The organism is Acinetobacter sp. FDAARGOS_494 (assembly GCF_003812225.1).
Lineage (GTDB): Bacteria > Pseudomonadota > Gammaproteobacteria > Pseudomonadales > Moraxellaceae > Acinetobacter > Acinetobacter baumannii.
Window position 1 is genome coordinate 1,303,739 of the sequence record NZ_CP033866.1, and the last position, 15,158, is coordinate 1,318,896.

Genomic DNA, 15,158 nt, shown 5'->3' on the forward strand with positions numbered 1-15,158 from the left:
TATTTTTTTAATGTAAGTCTTGTGCAACTCTTTCCTGCATTTCTCGTTTTAAAGCTAAACGTGGTTGAGTAAACCACAAGACAATAAATGCAAAAGCAGATAAGACAAAAGCCCATAAATGAAATTGGGTGTAGAGGTAACGTACAAGCTCAATCATTGCAAAAAAGCTCGTCATCAATAGCATTGAAACAGCAGCAGCTACAGTTCCTTTTGACACTTCAGATGACATGAGCGCAAAACGGTACAATACTGAGAAGCTAATTCCTTCACCAAAACAAATGAGTGTCATACCTATTAACAAGCAAGGAATTAAATAGGCTTGCCAGACAACACCTAATATTAAAATTAGCGTACCAGTGAGCATAATCGGTAAGCCAATTAAGACAGTTTTACCTAAAGCTAAACGGTCAATAATTTTAATTAAAACAATGTTACCAACAATTAAACCTAAAAATACCGGGAACTGTGCTAAACCATATTGCACACTCGTTAGCTTCAGTTCATCGACCAAAATAATTGGTGATAACGCGATCCAGAGCATAAGCGGCATACCTACAAGCGGTAAGGCCAACGTTAACCCAAGGAACTGCCGATTGCTAAATACCTTTTTAAAGTCATCAAAAAGATAACTAAAAGGCTGTTTGGTTACACTCACCTTATGACTAGGCATTTGTTTCTTTAAGCCAACCCAACTCAGCAGTGCAAGTAAAGCAATTGCCACGAAACCCCAGTGCCATGAAACATAATCAATTAAGAAAGCTCCAAGTACAGGCCCTAGCAAAGGCGCAAGCAATGAAATATTTGCCATGAGGGCCATGACTTTAATCGCATCACGCTCGGCAAAATTTTCCTGAATTGCGGCATATCCCACTGCTGAAATTACGCTTAACCCAATACCTTGTAAAAAACGTAATGTCAGAAAGTGTTCAATTTGTCGCGTTAATAAAATTAAAAAACAGCACAAGGCAAAAAATAAAACACCAGACAAAAGTACTTTTTTACGGCCTAATCGATCTGATAAAGGTCCTAGTAACCATGCAACAGATGCACCACCTAATAAATAAAATGACATTGAAGACGGCGCCCAAGTTGCACTTACACCGAAATCTTCAGTAATTGCCAACATGGCTGGCTGAATCAGGTCATTACCAATATAAACCGCAAATTCAAATAGCACTAAAGCTAAAGGAAACATCAACGTTGTACGGTTCAACGCTGTCGTTTGAATATTTTTCATGAGTTTGTACACTTCAAAATAGCGGCCACTATGTCTCAGCAACTACATATTGAAATAAATAATGTAGTCATGACGATGACAGTATGGTCAGTCAATCTTTAGTTAAGTTGTTATATGCCGTGAGAGTGCATGTTTAGAATGTGAAACACCGTATTCACAAGGTGTCTAAAACGAGAAAAAATGTATGACGTGAGATTCGGTAATTTTTACCATCTGGCATAATTGCCGGATGACACAATATCACTTTTCAAATTGATCATCAATCGGACAATTCCAACAATTTTAAATTCTATATTTTAATGATGACGAACTCATTTTTATATTGTGAATAACCCTAAAGTTATCCACATATTCAATAGTAATTCAGCTTTAAGGACAAGGATTAACTTGAAAGTCTGCTGTTTCCTCGCCTTTTGTACATTGATAACTTTGTTTTTTATTCACGATTTTCCAAACAGTCTGATCTTTTTTTAATAAATACTCAGTACGTGTTTTCGAAACAGCATCTTCACTCGGCTCTGTCTGCAAAATAGTAACTTGAGCATTGGAAGGATCCTCTAAGGCATTCATTTGCTGTGAAATACTTAAATTACTGGCATTATTTAAAAGATTAGGTTGATCGAGCAAAACAGCTTGTATCGGACTGTTCGCTTGAGGTGTAGGTGGATTTGTATTGGGTGTACAAGCACTCAGAATCAACAAATTACACATCATGAGTAAACCAATCTTTTTCATACTCAACTCCACCACAACTTCACCTTGATGCTAAAGGCTACAAATAATTTTTTCCGTTCAACTTTGTAAAGTATTTGCCATTAAAATAAAGAAACCAATATAAGGTATCAAACCAAGATTAATGATTTTTAATCAATAATATTTTTCCAATTACTACATTTTTCTTTAAGAGTAAGTTCTCTAAAGTATCGCTCAAGTTTAAGAATTGAATTAGAGTAACTCCCATGAGCAATATTTTAGTCATTAATGGTGCCAAACAATTTGCCCACTCAAATGGTGAATTAAATGACACACTCACGACATTAGCGACGAATCATCTCACTGAACTAGGTCATGAAGTAAAAGTCACTCGTGCAGATAGTGACTACAATGCTGAAGCTGAAGTAGAAAAATATTTATGGGCAGATGTCGTGATTTATCAAATGCCGGGCTGGTGGATGGGTGCACCGTGGACCGTAAAAAAATATATTGACGATGTATTTACGACAGGTCATGGTTCTCTTTATGCAAGTGATGGTCGTAGCCGCTCTGATGCCTCAAAAAAATATGGTTCAGGTGGTTTAATTCATGACAAAAAATATATGTTGTCGCTTACTTGGAATGCGCCAATGGAAGCATTTGACGATGCGGATCAGTTTTTCCATGGCGTGGGTGTAGATGGTGTTTATTTACCATTTCATAAAGCAAATCAGTTCTTAGGTATGAGCACCCTACCAACATTTATTGTAAATGATGTAATTAAAATGCCTGATGTAGATAGTTATGTGGAAGCATACAAAGCACATTTGAACACACTATTTGCAGCAGCCTAACCCGGAGAAAACCATGCTTACTATTATCGCGGAAATTCGTACTCAATCGGGTGGACAGCACCGCCAAAACGTATTGAATGCATTTCAAAAAATCATTCCAACTGTTTTAGCAGAAGATGGTTGTCATGGTTATGAACCTTTGGTTGACCACATTTCAAATGCGAGCTTCCAAAACAAAGACCCTGACATTATTGTGATGTTAGAAAAATGGGAAAGTGTGGCTCATCTTGAAGCACACTTAGCTACACCTCATATGCAAGCGCATCATGAAGCAGTCAAAGATGATGTAGTTGACGTCAAAATTAAAATTCTAGAAAGCGGCGTATAATTTAAGAAATAAAAAAAGACGATATATTTATCGTCTTTTTTATGCTTAAGAACAAAGCTGCGTTTGGAAACCTTTAGAACCTTTTCCTCTTGCACATTGGTAGCTCTTTTGCTTATTTTGCAATTGCCACTTTTCATCAACCAATTTAAATAAATATTCCGTCCGAATTGCTGAGACAGAGTCATCCATTAAACCGGTTTGTATAACAGTAATGCGAGAAACTGTTGGGGATTCTACTCGGTTAAATACCTGCTGAACTGAAGTATTGTTATGCTCTTTTACAATCTCGGGTTGCGTTTTAAGTACTTGTTGCATTGGGGTTTCTGAGCCCACAAAAGGAATTAATTTACTTGTGGTTGCACAACCCGTCATAAGTCCAGCACAGAGTGCAGAAATTAAAAATAAACGTTGCATTTTCATCACCAAAAAACAAAAGGCATAGCTTTATGATGCTATGCCTTTGTCGGTTACTCTGTAGAAACTATGTAGTTCTACAAAATAGATCTAATTAAAGATCGAATAATTTACCCGGATTCATAATACCTTTCGGGTCAAATACTTTTTTCAAAGCTTTCATATATTCGATTTCTTCAGCTGAGCGCGAATATTCCAAATATGGCTTTTTCGTCATACCTACGCCATGCTCGGCAGAGATTGAACCATCATATTTTTTAACGGTATCAAACACATATTTATTCACAACTTGACACTTCGCAAAGAACTCATCTTTGGTCAAGTTTTCAGGTTTTAAAATATTTAAGTGTAAGTTACCGTCGCCGATATGGCCGAACCAGCAAATTTCAAAGTCAGGATAGTTTTCTTGAACAATCGCATCAATTTCACGAATAAATGCAGGTACGTGAGTAATTAATACTGAAATATCGTTTTTGTATGGAATAAACGGCGCGATTGATTCAGAAATATCTTCGCGTAAACGCCACAAGCTCTCTACTTGGTCAAGGCTCTGGCTCATTACACCATCAAGTACCCAACCTTGTTCCATACAGTGCTCGAAAATCTCCATTGCTTTGTCGATAATCGGTTCGTATGGCGCTTCAAACTCAAGCAATACATAGAATGGACATTGAGTTTCAAATGGACGTTGAACATGACCACGGTCGAGTACTTTTTGCATTGCAAGCTCACCAAAGAACTCAAATGCAGTTAAGTCGATATCTTTTTGGAAAGCATGTAACACAGGCATTACTGCATCAAAATCAGGCACACCTAAAACTAAAACTTGTAGGTTTTGTGGTTGACGCTCAAGTTTAATTTCTGCTTCAGTCACTAAACCTAATGTACCTTCACCACCAATAAACAAATGCTGTAATGCATATCCAGTTGCATTTTTAATCATGCCTTTGTTTAAACGTAAAATGTCGCCTTTACCTGTCACTACAGTTAAACCGAGTACCCAGTTACGCGTCATGCCATATTTAATAACTTTAATACCACCAGCGTTGGTACCGATATTACCGCCAATCTGACTAGAACCTGCTGACGCAAAGTCAACCGGATAATACATACCCTGCTCTTCTGCATAATTTTGCAATTGCTCAGTCACAACACCAGCTTGTACACGAACCATACGGTCTGCCGGGAAGAACTCAAGAATCTGGTTCATTTTGTCCATGCTAATGACAATTTCACCATTGGTTGCTACAGCACCAGCAGAAAGTCCTGTACGCCCACCTGACGGTGTAATTGCGATATTAAACTGGTTTGCAAGCTTCACAACTTCCTGAACTTGTTCAGTCGTTGACGGAAAAACGATGACCGATGGGTTCGGATTAAAATGCTTGGTATGATCTTTACCCCAGTTTTCGAGACTATCAGCATCGGTTTTAATACGGTTTTCACCGACGATTGCTGTTAATTGGGTGAGTAACTCAGGTGTTAAAGCGACTGGAGCATTCATCGTTTGCAGACCTAGCAAGAAGTAAACTGTGGTGGGACTATGACCTCATATTTCTCTAGGTTTTCACCTGAGCAAAGCCATAATGTTCAAGGAACTCCTATATTCTACATGTAACAGCACAAGCGATAAAGTTCAGAATAGAGATACTGTCACTACAAAACATGTTTAACACCAATAAAACACTTTTTATAAGGCCTTAAAGGAAAATTTGGGCCTCAACGTAGGCCAAGCATATTTTGTAACGCTCGACAAGCCATAAATGGAAGTGATTAGACATAGATAAAATTGCCATAAGGCGATGGTATAAACGAAATATCTATAGCGCTGCCCAGTATGTTATTATACCGCCACCAAATTTGGCCTTTGTAGCGGAGCCGTAATGAGCCAACATCTTTCACTACCTAAAGATAAAATCCGTTTCCTTTTGTTAGAAGGCGTTCACCAAAACGCAGTCGATACTTTAAACGCTGCGGGTTATACCAACATTGACTATCGCAAAACTGCTCTTGAAGGCGAAGCGCTTAAAGAAGCAATTAAAGATGCTCACTTTATTGGTATTCGTTCGCGTACCCAATTGACTGAAGAAGTTTTCGAAGCTGCAAATAAATTGATCGCAGTAGGTTGTTTCTGTATCGGAACAAACCAAGTAGATCTTAAAGCAGCGATGGCACGTGGTATTCCTGTATTTAACGCACCATATTCAAATACGCGTTCGGTTGCAGAGCTCGTACTTGCTGAAACTATTCTTCTTCTTCGCCGTGTTCCTGAAAAGTCAGCGGCTTGTCATCGTGGTGGTTGGGACAAATCTGCTGTGGGTTCTTTTGAAACTCGTGGCAAAACTTTAGGTATTGTGGGTTACGGTTCCATCGGTTCTCAACTTTCAGTTCTTGCTGAAAGTATGGGTATGCATGTCATTTATTATGATGCAGTCACTAAATTACCAATGGGTAATGCTCGCCAAGTTGGTTCTTTAGATGAACTTTTAGCAACTGCTGATGTTGTGACTTTGCATGTACCGGATGTTCCGTCTACACGTAACTTCTTCACTAAAGAACAATTTGCAAAAATGAAAGAAGGCGCAATCTTCTTAAATGCTGCACGTGGTACATGTGTAGTAATCGAAGATTTAGCTGATGCAATCAAATCTGGTCACCTTGCAGGTGCGGCAGTTGACGTATTCCCGAAAGAACCAAAAGCAAATGGTGAAGAATTCCAGTCTCCACTTCGTGGTTTAGACAACGTGATCTTGACTCCTCACGTTGGTGGTTCAACAATGGAAGCTCAAGCAAATATCGGTTTAGAAGTAGCAGAGAAATTTGTTGCTTACTCTGATAAGGGTATGACACTTTCTGCGGTAAACTTCCCAGAAATCGCGTTGCCATTGACAGCGGGTCAACACCGTTTACTACACATCCACAAAAACGTACCGGGTGTATTGTCTAAAATCAACAACTTGTTTGCTGAACAAGGCATCAACATTTCTGGTCAGTCACTTATGACTAAAGGCGACATCGGTTACCTTGTAATGGACGTAGATGCTTCTGCTTCTCAAGAAGCTTTAGATATGTTGCATGAAGTTGAAGGCACAATTCGCGTACGCGTATTGTTCTAATACAGACTGTAAATTTAAAAGCCACAGCATTGTCTGTGGCTTTTTTATAGGTATTTACATTATCATGTGAAAAGTATACCAATTGATCAAATAATAAAATGTCCAGTCCAAGCCAGAAATCCCAGCTTCATGCTTTGGGCTTTCTTATTCTTGCCATGTTAAGTGTCCAAAGTAGCGCATCCTTAGCTAAAGTCCTGTTTCAGAACTTTCCTGTACTGACTGTTTCTGCAATGCGTTTATGTATCGGGGCATTTATTTTGGCTTTCATTTTTCAGATCTGGAAAATTAATTTTAGTCAGGTCCGATGGAAAGCTATTTTGAGCTATGGCTTTGCTCTTGCTGGCATGAATGCTCTTTTCTATTTATCGCTTGAACGTTTACCCATTGGTATTGCGGTTGCATTTGAATTTATTGGTCCACTCAGTGTGGCCCTTTACCATGCTAAACAAAAATATGATTTTGTCTGGGTCACTTTCGCAATTATTGGTCTCATTTTATTATTTCCTTTTAACCAAGCACATAGTTTGGACTGGATTGGAGTCCTATTTGCGATGAGTGCGGGTGCTTGTTGGGCCCTATATATTATTGCAGGGCAAAAGCCTTCTGGTATCTCAGGTAACCATACCGTTTGTTTGGGCATGACTGTAGGTGCTTGTATACTTTTACCCATTACTTTTTTCTCAGGCTCGATTGGGCAAGTTATAGAACTACCATACTTTTTTTATTTTATTGGTCTCGCCGTTTTAGCCAGTGCACTTCCATTCTCTTTAGAAATGTTAGCTCTACGCAATTTAACACCTTTAAGTTTTGGAACATTGATGAGCCTAGAACCAGCTGTTGCTGCACTTTCCGGTTTTATCTTCTTAGGTGAATACCTGTTATGGAATCAATGGTTGGCACTCGCCACCATTATTACTGCTTCTGTGGGTTGTACCATAACCACCCAAAGAGCCCGACAACAACGTGAAAAAACAGTAAGTTAATTCTGCAAAACCTACGAGTTGAAACCCAGTATTGGCTATAATTAATCACCCTTATTTTTTTAAATATCAAATAAAGCGTTAAGGTATTTCCATGCAAAATCTTCCAATTATTGCTGTGCTCTATATGATTTTGTCGATGGTTTCGTATCAAATCAGCGCTTCATTTGCCAAGCAACTTATCGCAGCTTTAGATCCGCTTACCGTTACTATTTTAAGACTATGTTTTGCAGCAGTGATTGTTGCCGTTATGTTCCGTTCTTGGAAAATCTGGTCTCGCTTACCTTATTTAAAATGGCGTGATTTATTAATGTACTGCGCATCTTTAGGGTTAATGAATATCTTATTTTACACATCTCTTGGGAAATTGCCCCAAGGGATTGCAGTAGGTCTAGAATTTATTGGTCCATTAGGCCTAGCCCTAGTTTCTATCAAACAAAAGAGCGATTATATCTGGGTAGCTTTTGCCATGCTGGGTATTGCACTCATGGTACCTTGGCAAGATCCAACTCAACACCACTTTTCTTACGTAGGTGCAGCCTGTGCTTTAGGCGCAGGGCTTTGTTGGGCATTCTATATTTATTTTGGTCAAAAAGTTGTAACTCAAAATATAGGAATGCATGCCTTAACCATAGGGATTACCGTATCTGCCATCGCCTTATTACCAATTGGTATTTGGTATAATGGCCCAGCATTACTTGATACACAGTACTGGGGTAAAGCCTTAGTTATTGCAGTTTTAGCGACTGCTATTCCCTATGCACTAGACCTAATGGCACTCAAACAACTTAATAAATTAACTTATGGCACCCTAACAAGTTTAGCGCCAGCATTGGCAGCATTAACAGGTTTCTTATTACTTCACGAAGAAATCAGCATGCTGCAATGGGTGGCTTTAGCTTGCGTAATGCTAGCTTCAATTGGGGTTACTTTAAGAAGTAAAACAGCATCATAGGTGTAGCTTATTGCTGTTTTTTATACTTTTTATATTCCTTTAAATATTTATTGCCTAGCGTTTCTTTTTCACTGTCTTTAAGAATTTTACCGGCTTGCTGAAAAAACTTATGCTCTTCTTCTTTTAAGTGGTGATGGACTTTTTCGCTCAACTGTTTAGCGGTTGCCAACCAACTTGGGCTACTCATATCCGTTTTTTCAAGTTGCTCGACCAACTCATCCATTTCATGGTGTTCAGATAAAGCATGTCTTGTAATATCCAAACCGACATCATCAAACATTAAAGGAATATATAAATAACGGTCTTCGGCAACTGAGTGAGCATAAAGTTCGTTTTTTAATGCATCAAATAATTCTTTTCGTTCTTCGGTTAAACCATGTGTCTGGATTAATTGTTCAGAAAGGTTGCGTTGATTTTCGTGGCTTTCTCTTAATGCTTCGAAAATATTCATTCTCTTCCTCATTTTTAGTTAAAAAATCTTTTTTATTTCAAGGTTTATCGTACGGCAAAATTTATATTATTTAAGTAGCTTAAAATGAGACTATTTTTTACACAGTTTTCTTTCTAGTAAGTTTCTGTAATGATTTTTATATTTATAGCTTTAAATGATACACAAAAGTATGAACCACTCCTCAGGAACAGTTCATACTTTTATCTTATTTAACCTGTAACAAACATTTGATATCCCAAACGGCAAATCAGGATACTCACCAAAATTAAAAAGATAATACGTACAAAACCACTACCGTATTTAAGCGCGGTACGCACCCCAACAATAGAACCTAGCACGTTAGCCGCTGCCATCATCAAACCAATATGTAAAATAGCGTGCCCAGTTGGGATGAGGAAACTCAGCGCAGCTAAGTTAGTCATAAAATTACCGATTTTTGATAACGCCGAAGCATGTAAAAAATCGACTTGTAAAAAACGAATGAAGAAAAAAATAAAGAAACTACCAGTACCCGGCCCGAAAATACCGTCATAAAAGCCAATCGCCAGACTACCGATACCAGCTAAAATTAACATTTTCGTGGTAATTTTTTGCTCGGTATGAACCTGTCCGAAGTTCTTTTTAACTAGGGTATAAATCGCAATCACAATCAACATCACGAATACGAAAGGACGCAATACCGATTGAGGGATAAGCGACAAACAAGCCGCACCTGCGAAAGAACTAATCAAAGCACAAATGGCAATAACGGCTAAAAGCTTCCATTGCAACTTTACTTTTTTAGCAAATGTATAAGCTGCCGATGCCGTACCAAAAATGGATGAGACTTTATTGGTACCAATCACTGTAGCAGTCGACATGTTAGGAAAAGTGCTCATGATCCCGGGAATCTGGATGAGTCCGCCGCCACCAACAGCAGCATCAATTGCTCCCGCAGTAAACGCAAAAAAGATCAAACTAAGGATAACATCCCATTCCATGCCCATGTTTTATACTCTACATCTACTACAAATTTAAGATACGTTTAGGTACCAACCGTTTTTTATCGGTAATTTCAGCTAAACCTAGACAGCGTTCACCCGAAAAAACCAACACTTCTGCTTCTGCAGAATGATCAATATTGCTTTCTAGACCGTTACAAAAATATTTTTCCCGTCCTTCGGGAACCTGAATTTTTAAGAAATGGTCAATTGGAGCATATACGGGCAGTAGCAAAGCTTCTCTTTGCTCTTCCATTAAGCTTTCCAAATATTCAATGGTATAACTTGGGATGAGTTCAAAATGTCCAGTTTGAATACGGTGAAGCATGGTTAAATGACCACCACAACCAAGTACCTCACCAATATCTTCACCTAGCACACGAATATATGTTCCTTTAGAACAAGTTACATCTAAAGTGATACTATTTTCAGTAAATTCAATGAGTTCTAAAGCATAAATCGTAACCGGGCGTGTCTCACGCTCAATCTCTATACCCTTTCTGGCCAGCTCATATAACGGCTTACCTTCTTTTTTTAATGCCGAGTACATCGGTGGAACTTGTTGAATATCGCCCCTAAACTTTTCTAAAGTTTGCTCAATAAGCTCTTTGCTAAGAACCGGGATAGGACGTTCTTGTAAAATATCGCCTTCAACATCGCCTGTTGTTGTAGTTTGGCCTAATCGAACAGTAGTTTGATAACGCTTTGTCGAGTCCAGCAAGTAATGTGAGAATTTAGTGGCCTCTCCTAAACAAATAGGAAGTAAACCGGTTGCTAATGGATCTAATGCACCAGTATGACCCGCCTTTTGGGCACGGTAAAGCCAACGCACTTTTTGCAAAGCAGCGTTAGAACTTAGCCCTAATGGTTTATTTAAAAGAAATACACCACTGATATGGCGACGAGAAATTTTTTGATTTTTTGTCGTCATTTTTACTGGAACACAAAGCTAGAGAAAAGTGCCGACATGTTAGCAAATTCAGCAAGATATTTTCATAATATTTAGGTGCCTTTTCACTTATTTTATGGCACATTAATGATCGAGTAAAAAAACAACAAATGAAAACTTAAGGAAGATATCTTTATGCAAAGGATGCAGAAAAAGATAGGGTGGTGTGTGCTCGGATTTTTTATTTTGAGCCTCATCGCATGTGTGTATTGGCTAAGCCCAGACTCGGAAAATACTTCACCTCAGCCAAATCAGGATGAAGCTAAAAGTTTGGTAGCTACTTCGCAATCTACTTTAAATTCATCATTAAACGAAAATACTTATTTGAGTAAAAGTCAGCAAGATACTCAAGTTAACTGCCAATTAAAAATTGATAGTTCACAGCATTTAGTTGTGAATAGCCAAACCCGTGACTGCTTTGAATATTTTATTACGCAGTATGGCGAGAGCAATTTACAACAAGTTAAAACTCATTTTAAGAAATTTATACAAGATCAATATTTAGAGCCAGCCCGCTCACAGATTATTGATTTGTGGACGCGTTATTTAAAATACCGTGAGCAGCTTGCACAAATTCAACCGCCTCAATCTAAAAAACAAGATCAAAATTATTTTCAAAAGATCTTCAGCTCAATTCAAGATATAAGAAAACGTTTCTTCTCTGCCTCTGAAATTGAAGGGTTATTTTCAACAGAAGACATTTATCAGAACTACACATTAGATCGCATGAAGATTTTAGAAGATTCATCTTTAAGCGAAATTGAAAAAGCTAAAAAACTTAAAGAGCGCTTTGAACAACTACCAGAAGACTGGCAAGAAAACCTACAAGAACTTTCAAAGCTTGATGATTTACACACACTGACCAAACAAATTAAAGCTCGCAACGGTTCAGCAGAGGAACTTCGGCAAATGCGTACAGCACTTGTTGGAGCCGAGGCAACTCAACGATTAGAAACTTTAGATATACAGCGTAATGCGTGGCAACAGCGAGTGACTGGCTACTTAAATCAGCGTGATGAAGTCCTGCATAGCAATATGAGTGACAACGCTAAAAAACAAGCTATCCAACAACTACGCCAACAACAATTTAGCTCATCGCAAGAACAGCTTCGTCTTAGAACTTTTGAAACAGTCCATGACCAAGGAGGTGAACTACCCTTTAACTACTAGGCTTTTCTATTTCAAAGTGAGCCAAACCTTATCCAGCAGTAGAAGCTGCTTCTCATACAAAATAAAAATAGTGAGTAAAAAATGAAAAGGAACTTAATATTTTTCTGTGCTGCAATACTCTCAGGACTGAGTGTTTCAGCAACCCATGCCACAAATGCCGAGCAAGTCAAAAGCTCTTTCGTCTATTCGACTTATGCACAAACCAAATATCCATTGGTTTTTAACCATGGTATGGCGGGTTTTAATCGAGTTGGAACAGATACGCTTGGTCTGGACTACTGGTATCAGATTCTTCCTGATCTTGCACGTAACGGAGGAAATGTCTGGGCAACAAGAGTTTCTCCGTTTAACTCAACTGAAGTTCGTGGAGAACAACTTGCCCAACAAGTAGAAGAAATTATTGCCATCACTGGAAAGCCTAAAGTCAACTTGATCGGACATAGCCACGGGGGACCTACAATTCGCTATGTCGCTGGGATCATGCCTGAAAAAGTCGCTTCGCTTACTACTATTGGTGCACCTCACAAAGGATCGCCAATGGCAGATGTCATCCTGAATGTTGAGGGTACTCCTCTATCCGGACTGGCAACATTAGTAAACTGGTTTTCCGCAGCAATTACTTGGGCAGGAGGTCTAGACCCAAATAGTTATCCGCATGACTCCTTAGCAGGTGCCCACAGTTTATCGACTCAAGGCTCTGCACAGTTTAATTCTCAATTTCCAATGGGTGTTCCTACCACGTCTTGTGGTGAAGGCGCTTATCAAGAGAAAGGAATCTATATGTATTCATTCTCTGGCAATAAAGCACTCACAAATCCATTAGATCCTTTTGATATTGCATTAACAGGAAGTAGTCTAGTGGTTGACCCATTTGGGGATAATGATGGGCTGGTTTCTCGATGCAGTGCCAAATTTGGTAAAACTATCCGTGACGACTATAACTGGAATCATTTAGATGAAGTCAATCAGGTCATGGGAATACGTTCTATTTTTGCAGCAGACCCTGTCTCGGTTTACCGTCAACATGCTAACCGTTTAAAACTTCAAGGATTATAAGCTTTAAAACAAAAAAATGCGCCAAAAGGCGCATTTTTTACTCGCTATAAGCTTACGCTTTACGAGCTGGTAATTTTTCACGAATACGTGCAGCTTTACCAGACAAGTCACGGAGGTAGTAAAGTTTAGCACGACGAACGTCACCACGACGTTTCACTTCGATTTTAGCAACAACTGGTGAGTGAGTTTGGAATACACGCTCAACACCAACACCGCTAGAAATTTTACGTACTGTGAACGCAGAGTTCAAACCACGGTTTTTCTTAGCGATTACAACACCTTCAAATGCCTGAAGACGTTCACGGTCACCTTCTTTTACTTTAACTTGAACAACTACTGTGTCACCAGGAGCAAATTCAGGAAGGTCAGTTTTTAACTGTGAATTTTCAATAGCTTGAACTAAAGGATGTTTACCACTCATTGTGGGAATCTCCAATATATGCGGAGTCAGAAGAGGCCTGAGTTTCCGCTGGGGATAGAGGCTAAAGCGCATATCAACCCGTTTAACTTTCCCTTTACGACAACCGTAAAGAGCCTTAAGTGCACATAAATCTATAAAAAAATAGACTTATGCTTTAATTCGAAGCAAAGCTTCTCATCTTTTGCTCAGAAAAACACAGGGAATATGCTTACCCTTGTTCATCTGACAGCCATTTTTTTTGCTGCTTAGTCAACGTAACCTGTTCAATCAACTCAGGTCGACGCTCTAAAGTTCGTTGATAACGCTGCAAAAAACGCCATTTCTCAATATTGGCATGATGTCCCGACTTTAAAATTTCAGGAACATCTAAACCTTCAAACTGGTCTGGCTTAGTGTATTGCGGACAATCCAAAAGACCATCTACAAAAGAATCCTGTATCGCTGATTGCTCATCTGACATTACATTCGGCAAACGGCGAATAATACTATCAAGCAACACCATGGCAGGTAGTTCACCACCAGATAAGACATAATCTCCAATTGACCATTCCTGATCAACATAATGCTGGATCAAACGCTCATCGACGCCTTCATAACGCCCACACAATACAATTAAGCCATCATAATCGACAAACTGCTGTACTGCCTGTTCATTTAAAGTTTTGCCTTGTGGAGACATATACACCACAGGTACATGAACACATCCTGCTTGCGAAGCAAGTTGTTTGGCATGGTTAATTGCTTTTGCCAAAGGCTCCGCCATCATCACCATACCAGGGCCACCACCAAATGGACGTTCATCCACTCTTCGGTAATTCCCTTCAGCAAAATCACGTGGATTAATACAAGTGACTTGTACTATGTCACGTTTTGCTGCACGCCCGCTAATCCCATAGGCTGTAATCGCTTCAAACATTTCAGGAAAAAGCGTAATGACTGCAAAAAACACCGCAGACTCCTCTATTTTCCTGCTGCGTTAATCCTATAAAAAGGATTAATAATCTACGCCCCAATTGACGTAAATGCGACCAGCTTCAAGATCAACGCGTTGCACCACATCTTTATGCCACGGGATCATGCGTTCTTCTGAATCAATGCTGTCTGGTGTAGCGCGTACAACCATCACATCATTGGCTCCAGTTTCAAACAACTCATGAATTTGCCCCAAGTTCACTTCCTGTTCGTCGTCATCAAGACCTAACACTGTTAAGCCTTTCAAATCTGACCAGTAGTACTCATCTACATCTGCTTTCGGCAGTTGAGATTTAGCAATCCAGATATTAGCGCCAACCAAGCTTTCTGCTCCTGTGCGATCACTCACACCTTTTAGAGCAACAACCAGGCCTTTGCCATGTGGTTTCCAACGTTTTACATCAACGATTTGCCAACCGGCCTTGGTCTCGATGTACCAAGGCAAGTAGTCAAACATATTGCTCATGGGTTCTGTATTGGAATACACCCAGAGCCACCCATTTAATCCATAAGCTGAACGTAACTGTCCAATCTGAATACGATCTTCGGGAACATTCTGTGTTGGTGTCATGGGCTACCTAC

General features: G+C 39.2%; 17 protein-coding genes. 7 read left to right on the plus strand and 10 right to left on the minus strand.

Going from position 1 to position 15,158, the window contains the following annotated elements:
* Nucleotides 1–7: 7 nt before the first annotated feature.
* Together EG365_RS06335 and EG365_RS06340 are read right to left on the minus strand one after the other, a co-directional pair.
* Entirely contained in the window at nt 8–1,237 is a 1,230-nt protein-coding gene (locus tag EG365_RS06335; protein ID WP_000790119.1) for an MFS transporter, read from the minus strand.
* 369 nt (nt 1,238–1,606) lie between these two features.
* Complete coding sequence (locus EG365_RS06340; protein WP_000719498.1) at nt 1,607–1,972, minus strand: hypothetical protein; 366 nt, start codon at nt 1,970–1,972, stop codon at nt 1,607–1,609.
* A 224-nt stretch (nt 1,973–2,196) separates the two neighbouring features.
* On the opposite strand from EG365_RS06340, the gene EG365_RS06345 reads away from it, so the two are divergent.
* Entirely contained in the window at nt 2,197–2,784 is a 588-nt protein-coding gene (locus tag EG365_RS06345; protein ID WP_000065457.1) for an NAD(P)H-dependent oxidoreductase, read from the plus strand.
* A 13-nt stretch (nt 2,785–2,797) separates the two neighbouring features.
* Nucleotides 2,798–3,112 (plus strand): putative quinol monooxygenase, encoded by a 315-nt coding sequence (locus tag EG365_RS06350; RefSeq protein WP_000955560.1) that lies wholly within the window; start codon nt 2,798–2,800, stop codon nt 3,110–3,112.
* 45 nt (nt 3,113–3,157) lie between these two features.
* Here the strand turns inward: EG365_RS06350 and EG365_RS06355 are convergent, their stop codons facing one another.
* Together EG365_RS06355 and EG365_RS06360 are read right to left on the minus strand one after the other, a co-directional pair.
* Complete coding sequence (locus EG365_RS06355; protein ID WP_001189305.1) at nt 3,158–3,526, minus strand: hypothetical protein; 369 nt, start codon at nt 3,524–3,526, stop codon at nt 3,158–3,160.
* A gap of 94 nt (nt 3,527–3,620) precedes the next feature.
* Nucleotides 3,621–5,030 carry an FAD-binding oxidoreductase gene (locus EG365_RS06360; RefSeq protein ID WP_000993504.1) on the minus strand — a complete coding sequence of 470 codons (1,410 nt, stop codon included), beginning with the start codon at nt 5,028–5,030 and terminating at the stop codon, nt 3,621–3,623.
* Nucleotides 5,031–5,409: 379 nt separating this feature from the next.
* On the opposite strand from EG365_RS06360, the gene serA reads away from it, so the two are divergent.
* The 3 genes from serA (at nt 5,410) to EG365_RS06375 (ending at nt 8,577) form a co-directional block, all read left to right on the plus strand.
* Entirely contained in the window at nt 5,410–6,642 is a 1,233-nt protein-coding gene (gene serA / locus EG365_RS06365) for a phosphoglycerate dehydrogenase (protein WP_000077814.1), read from the plus strand.
* Between the two features lie 98 nt (nt 6,643–6,740).
* Nucleotides 6,741–7,625, plus strand: coding sequence for an EamA family transporter (locus tag EG365_RS06370; protein ID WP_000098159.1), 885 nt, complete (start codon nt 6,741–6,743; stop codon nt 7,623–7,625).
* 91 nt (nt 7,626–7,716) lie between these two features.
* On the plus strand, nt 7,717–8,577 hold the full coding sequence (locus EG365_RS06375; protein ID WP_001180510.1) for an EamA family transporter: 861 nt from the start codon (nt 7,717–7,719) through the stop codon (nt 8,575–8,577).
* Nucleotides 8,578–8,584: 7 nt separating this feature from the next.
* On the opposite strand, the gene EG365_RS06380 is transcribed toward EG365_RS06375, so the two are convergent.
* The 3 genes from EG365_RS06380 to truB form a co-directional block, all read right to left on the minus strand.
* The gene (locus EG365_RS06380) at nt 8,585–9,028 is read right to left on the minus strand and encodes a hemerythrin domain-containing protein (RefSeq protein ID WP_001019905.1); all 444 of its coding nucleotides are present in this window, start codon (nt 9,026–9,028) and stop codon (nt 8,585–8,587) included.
* Between the two features lie 209 nt (nt 9,029–9,237).
* Complete coding sequence (locus tag EG365_RS06385) at nt 9,238–10,014, minus strand: sulfite exporter TauE/SafE family protein (RefSeq protein ID WP_000525218.1); 777 nt, start codon at nt 10,012–10,014, stop codon at nt 9,238–9,240.
* Between the two features lie 19 nt (nt 10,015–10,033).
* Nucleotides 10,034–10,939 carry a tRNA pseudouridine(55) synthase TruB gene (gene truB, locus EG365_RS06390; protein WP_000208701.1) on the minus strand — a complete coding sequence of 302 codons (906 nt, stop codon included), beginning with the start codon at nt 10,937–10,939 and terminating at the stop codon, nt 10,034–10,036.
* A gap of 153 nt (nt 10,940–11,092) precedes the next feature.
* Between truB and EG365_RS06395 the strand changes: the two genes are divergently transcribed.
* Together EG365_RS06395 and EG365_RS06400 are read left to right on the plus strand one after the other, a co-directional pair.
* Nucleotides 11,093–12,127: a lipase secretion chaperone gene (locus tag EG365_RS06395; protein WP_001189447.1), complete on the plus strand. Its 1,035-nt coding sequence runs from the start codon at nt 11,093–11,095 to the stop codon at nt 12,125–12,127.
* A 114-nt stretch (nt 12,128–12,241) separates the two neighbouring features.
* Nucleotides 12,242–13,183, plus strand: coding sequence for a lipase family alpha/beta hydrolase (locus EG365_RS06400; RefSeq protein ID WP_085916958.1), 942 nt, complete (start codon nt 12,242–12,244; stop codon nt 13,181–13,183).
* A gap of 52 nt (nt 13,184–13,235) precedes the next feature.
* Here EG365_RS06400 and rplS read toward each other — a convergent pair whose 3' ends face one another.
* From rplS to rimM, 3 genes are all read right to left on the minus strand, one after another.
* Nucleotides 13,236–13,604, minus strand: coding sequence for a 50S ribosomal protein L19 (gene rplS / locus EG365_RS06405; protein WP_000014562.1), 369 nt, complete (start codon nt 13,602–13,604; stop codon nt 13,236–13,238).
* Between the two features lie 208 nt (nt 13,605–13,812).
* Nucleotides 13,813–14,553 (minus strand): tRNA (guanosine(37)-N1)-methyltransferase TrmD, encoded by a 741-nt coding sequence (gene trmD, locus EG365_RS06410; protein ID WP_000464598.1) that lies wholly within the window; start codon nt 14,551–14,553, stop codon nt 13,813–13,815.
* 45 nt (nt 14,554–14,598) lie between these two features.
* The gene (gene rimM / locus EG365_RS06415; protein WP_000189236.1) at nt 14,599–15,147 is read right to left on the minus strand and encodes a ribosome maturation factor RimM; all 549 of its coding nucleotides are present in this window, start codon (nt 15,145–15,147) and stop codon (nt 14,599–14,601) included.
* Nucleotides 15,148–15,158 lie beyond the last annotated feature (11 nt).

What these genes read in the sequence shown, in the direction of transcription:
- EG365_RS06335 (WP_000790119.1), bottom strand. Translation starts at nt 1,237, where the DNA reads ATGAAAAATATTCAAACGACAGCGTTGAACCGTACAACGTTGATGTTT.
- truB (WP_000208701.1), bottom strand. Translation starts at nt 10,939, where the DNA reads ATGACGACAAAAAATCAAAAAATTTCTCGTCGCCATATCAGTGGTGTA.
- EG365_RS06385 (WP_000525218.1), bottom strand. Translation starts at nt 10,014, where the DNA reads ATGGGCATGGAATGGGATGTTATCCTTAGTTTGATCTTTTTTGCGTTT.
- EG365_RS06345 (WP_000065457.1), top strand. Translation starts at nt 2,197, where the DNA reads ATGAGCAATATTTTAGTCATTAATGGTGCCAAACAATTTGCCCACTCA.
- EG365_RS06370 (WP_000098159.1), top strand. Translation starts at nt 6,741, where the DNA reads ATGTCCAGTCCAAGCCAGAAATCCCAGCTTCATGCTTTGGGCTTTCTT.
- EG365_RS06355 (WP_001189305.1), bottom strand. Translation starts at nt 3,526, where the DNA reads ATGCAACGTTTATTTTTAATTTCTGCACTCTGTGCTGGACTTATGACG.
- EG365_RS06380 (WP_001019905.1), bottom strand. Translation starts at nt 9,028, where the DNA reads ATGAATATTTTCGAAGCATTAAGAGAAAGCCACGAAAATCAACGCAAC.
- EG365_RS06375 (WP_001180510.1), top strand. Translation starts at nt 7,717, where the DNA reads ATGCAAAATCTTCCAATTATTGCTGTGCTCTATATGATTTTGTCGATG.
- EG365_RS06350 (WP_000955560.1), top strand. Translation starts at nt 2,798, where the DNA reads ATGCTTACTATTATCGCGGAAATTCGTACTCAATCGGGTGGACAGCAC.
- rplS (WP_000014562.1), bottom strand. Translation starts at nt 13,604, where the DNA reads ATGAGTGGTAAACATCCTTTAGTTCAAGCTATTGAAAATTCACAGTTA.
- EG365_RS06360 (WP_000993504.1), bottom strand. Translation starts at nt 5,030, where the DNA reads ATGAATGCTCCAGTCGCTTTAACACCTGAGTTACTCACCCAATTAACA.
- rimM (WP_000189236.1), bottom strand. Translation starts at nt 15,147, where the DNA reads ATGACACCAACACAGAATGTTCCCGAAGATCGTATTCAGATTGGACAG.
- serA (WP_000077814.1), top strand. Translation starts at nt 5,410, where the DNA reads ATGAGCCAACATCTTTCACTACCTAAAGATAAAATCCGTTTCCTTTTG.
- EG365_RS06340 (WP_000719498.1), bottom strand. Translation starts at nt 1,972, where the DNA reads ATGAAAAAGATTGGTTTACTCATGATGTGTAATTTGTTGATTCTGAGT.
- EG365_RS06395 (WP_001189447.1), top strand. Translation starts at nt 11,093, where the DNA reads ATGCAAAGGATGCAGAAAAAGATAGGGTGGTGTGTGCTCGGATTTTTT.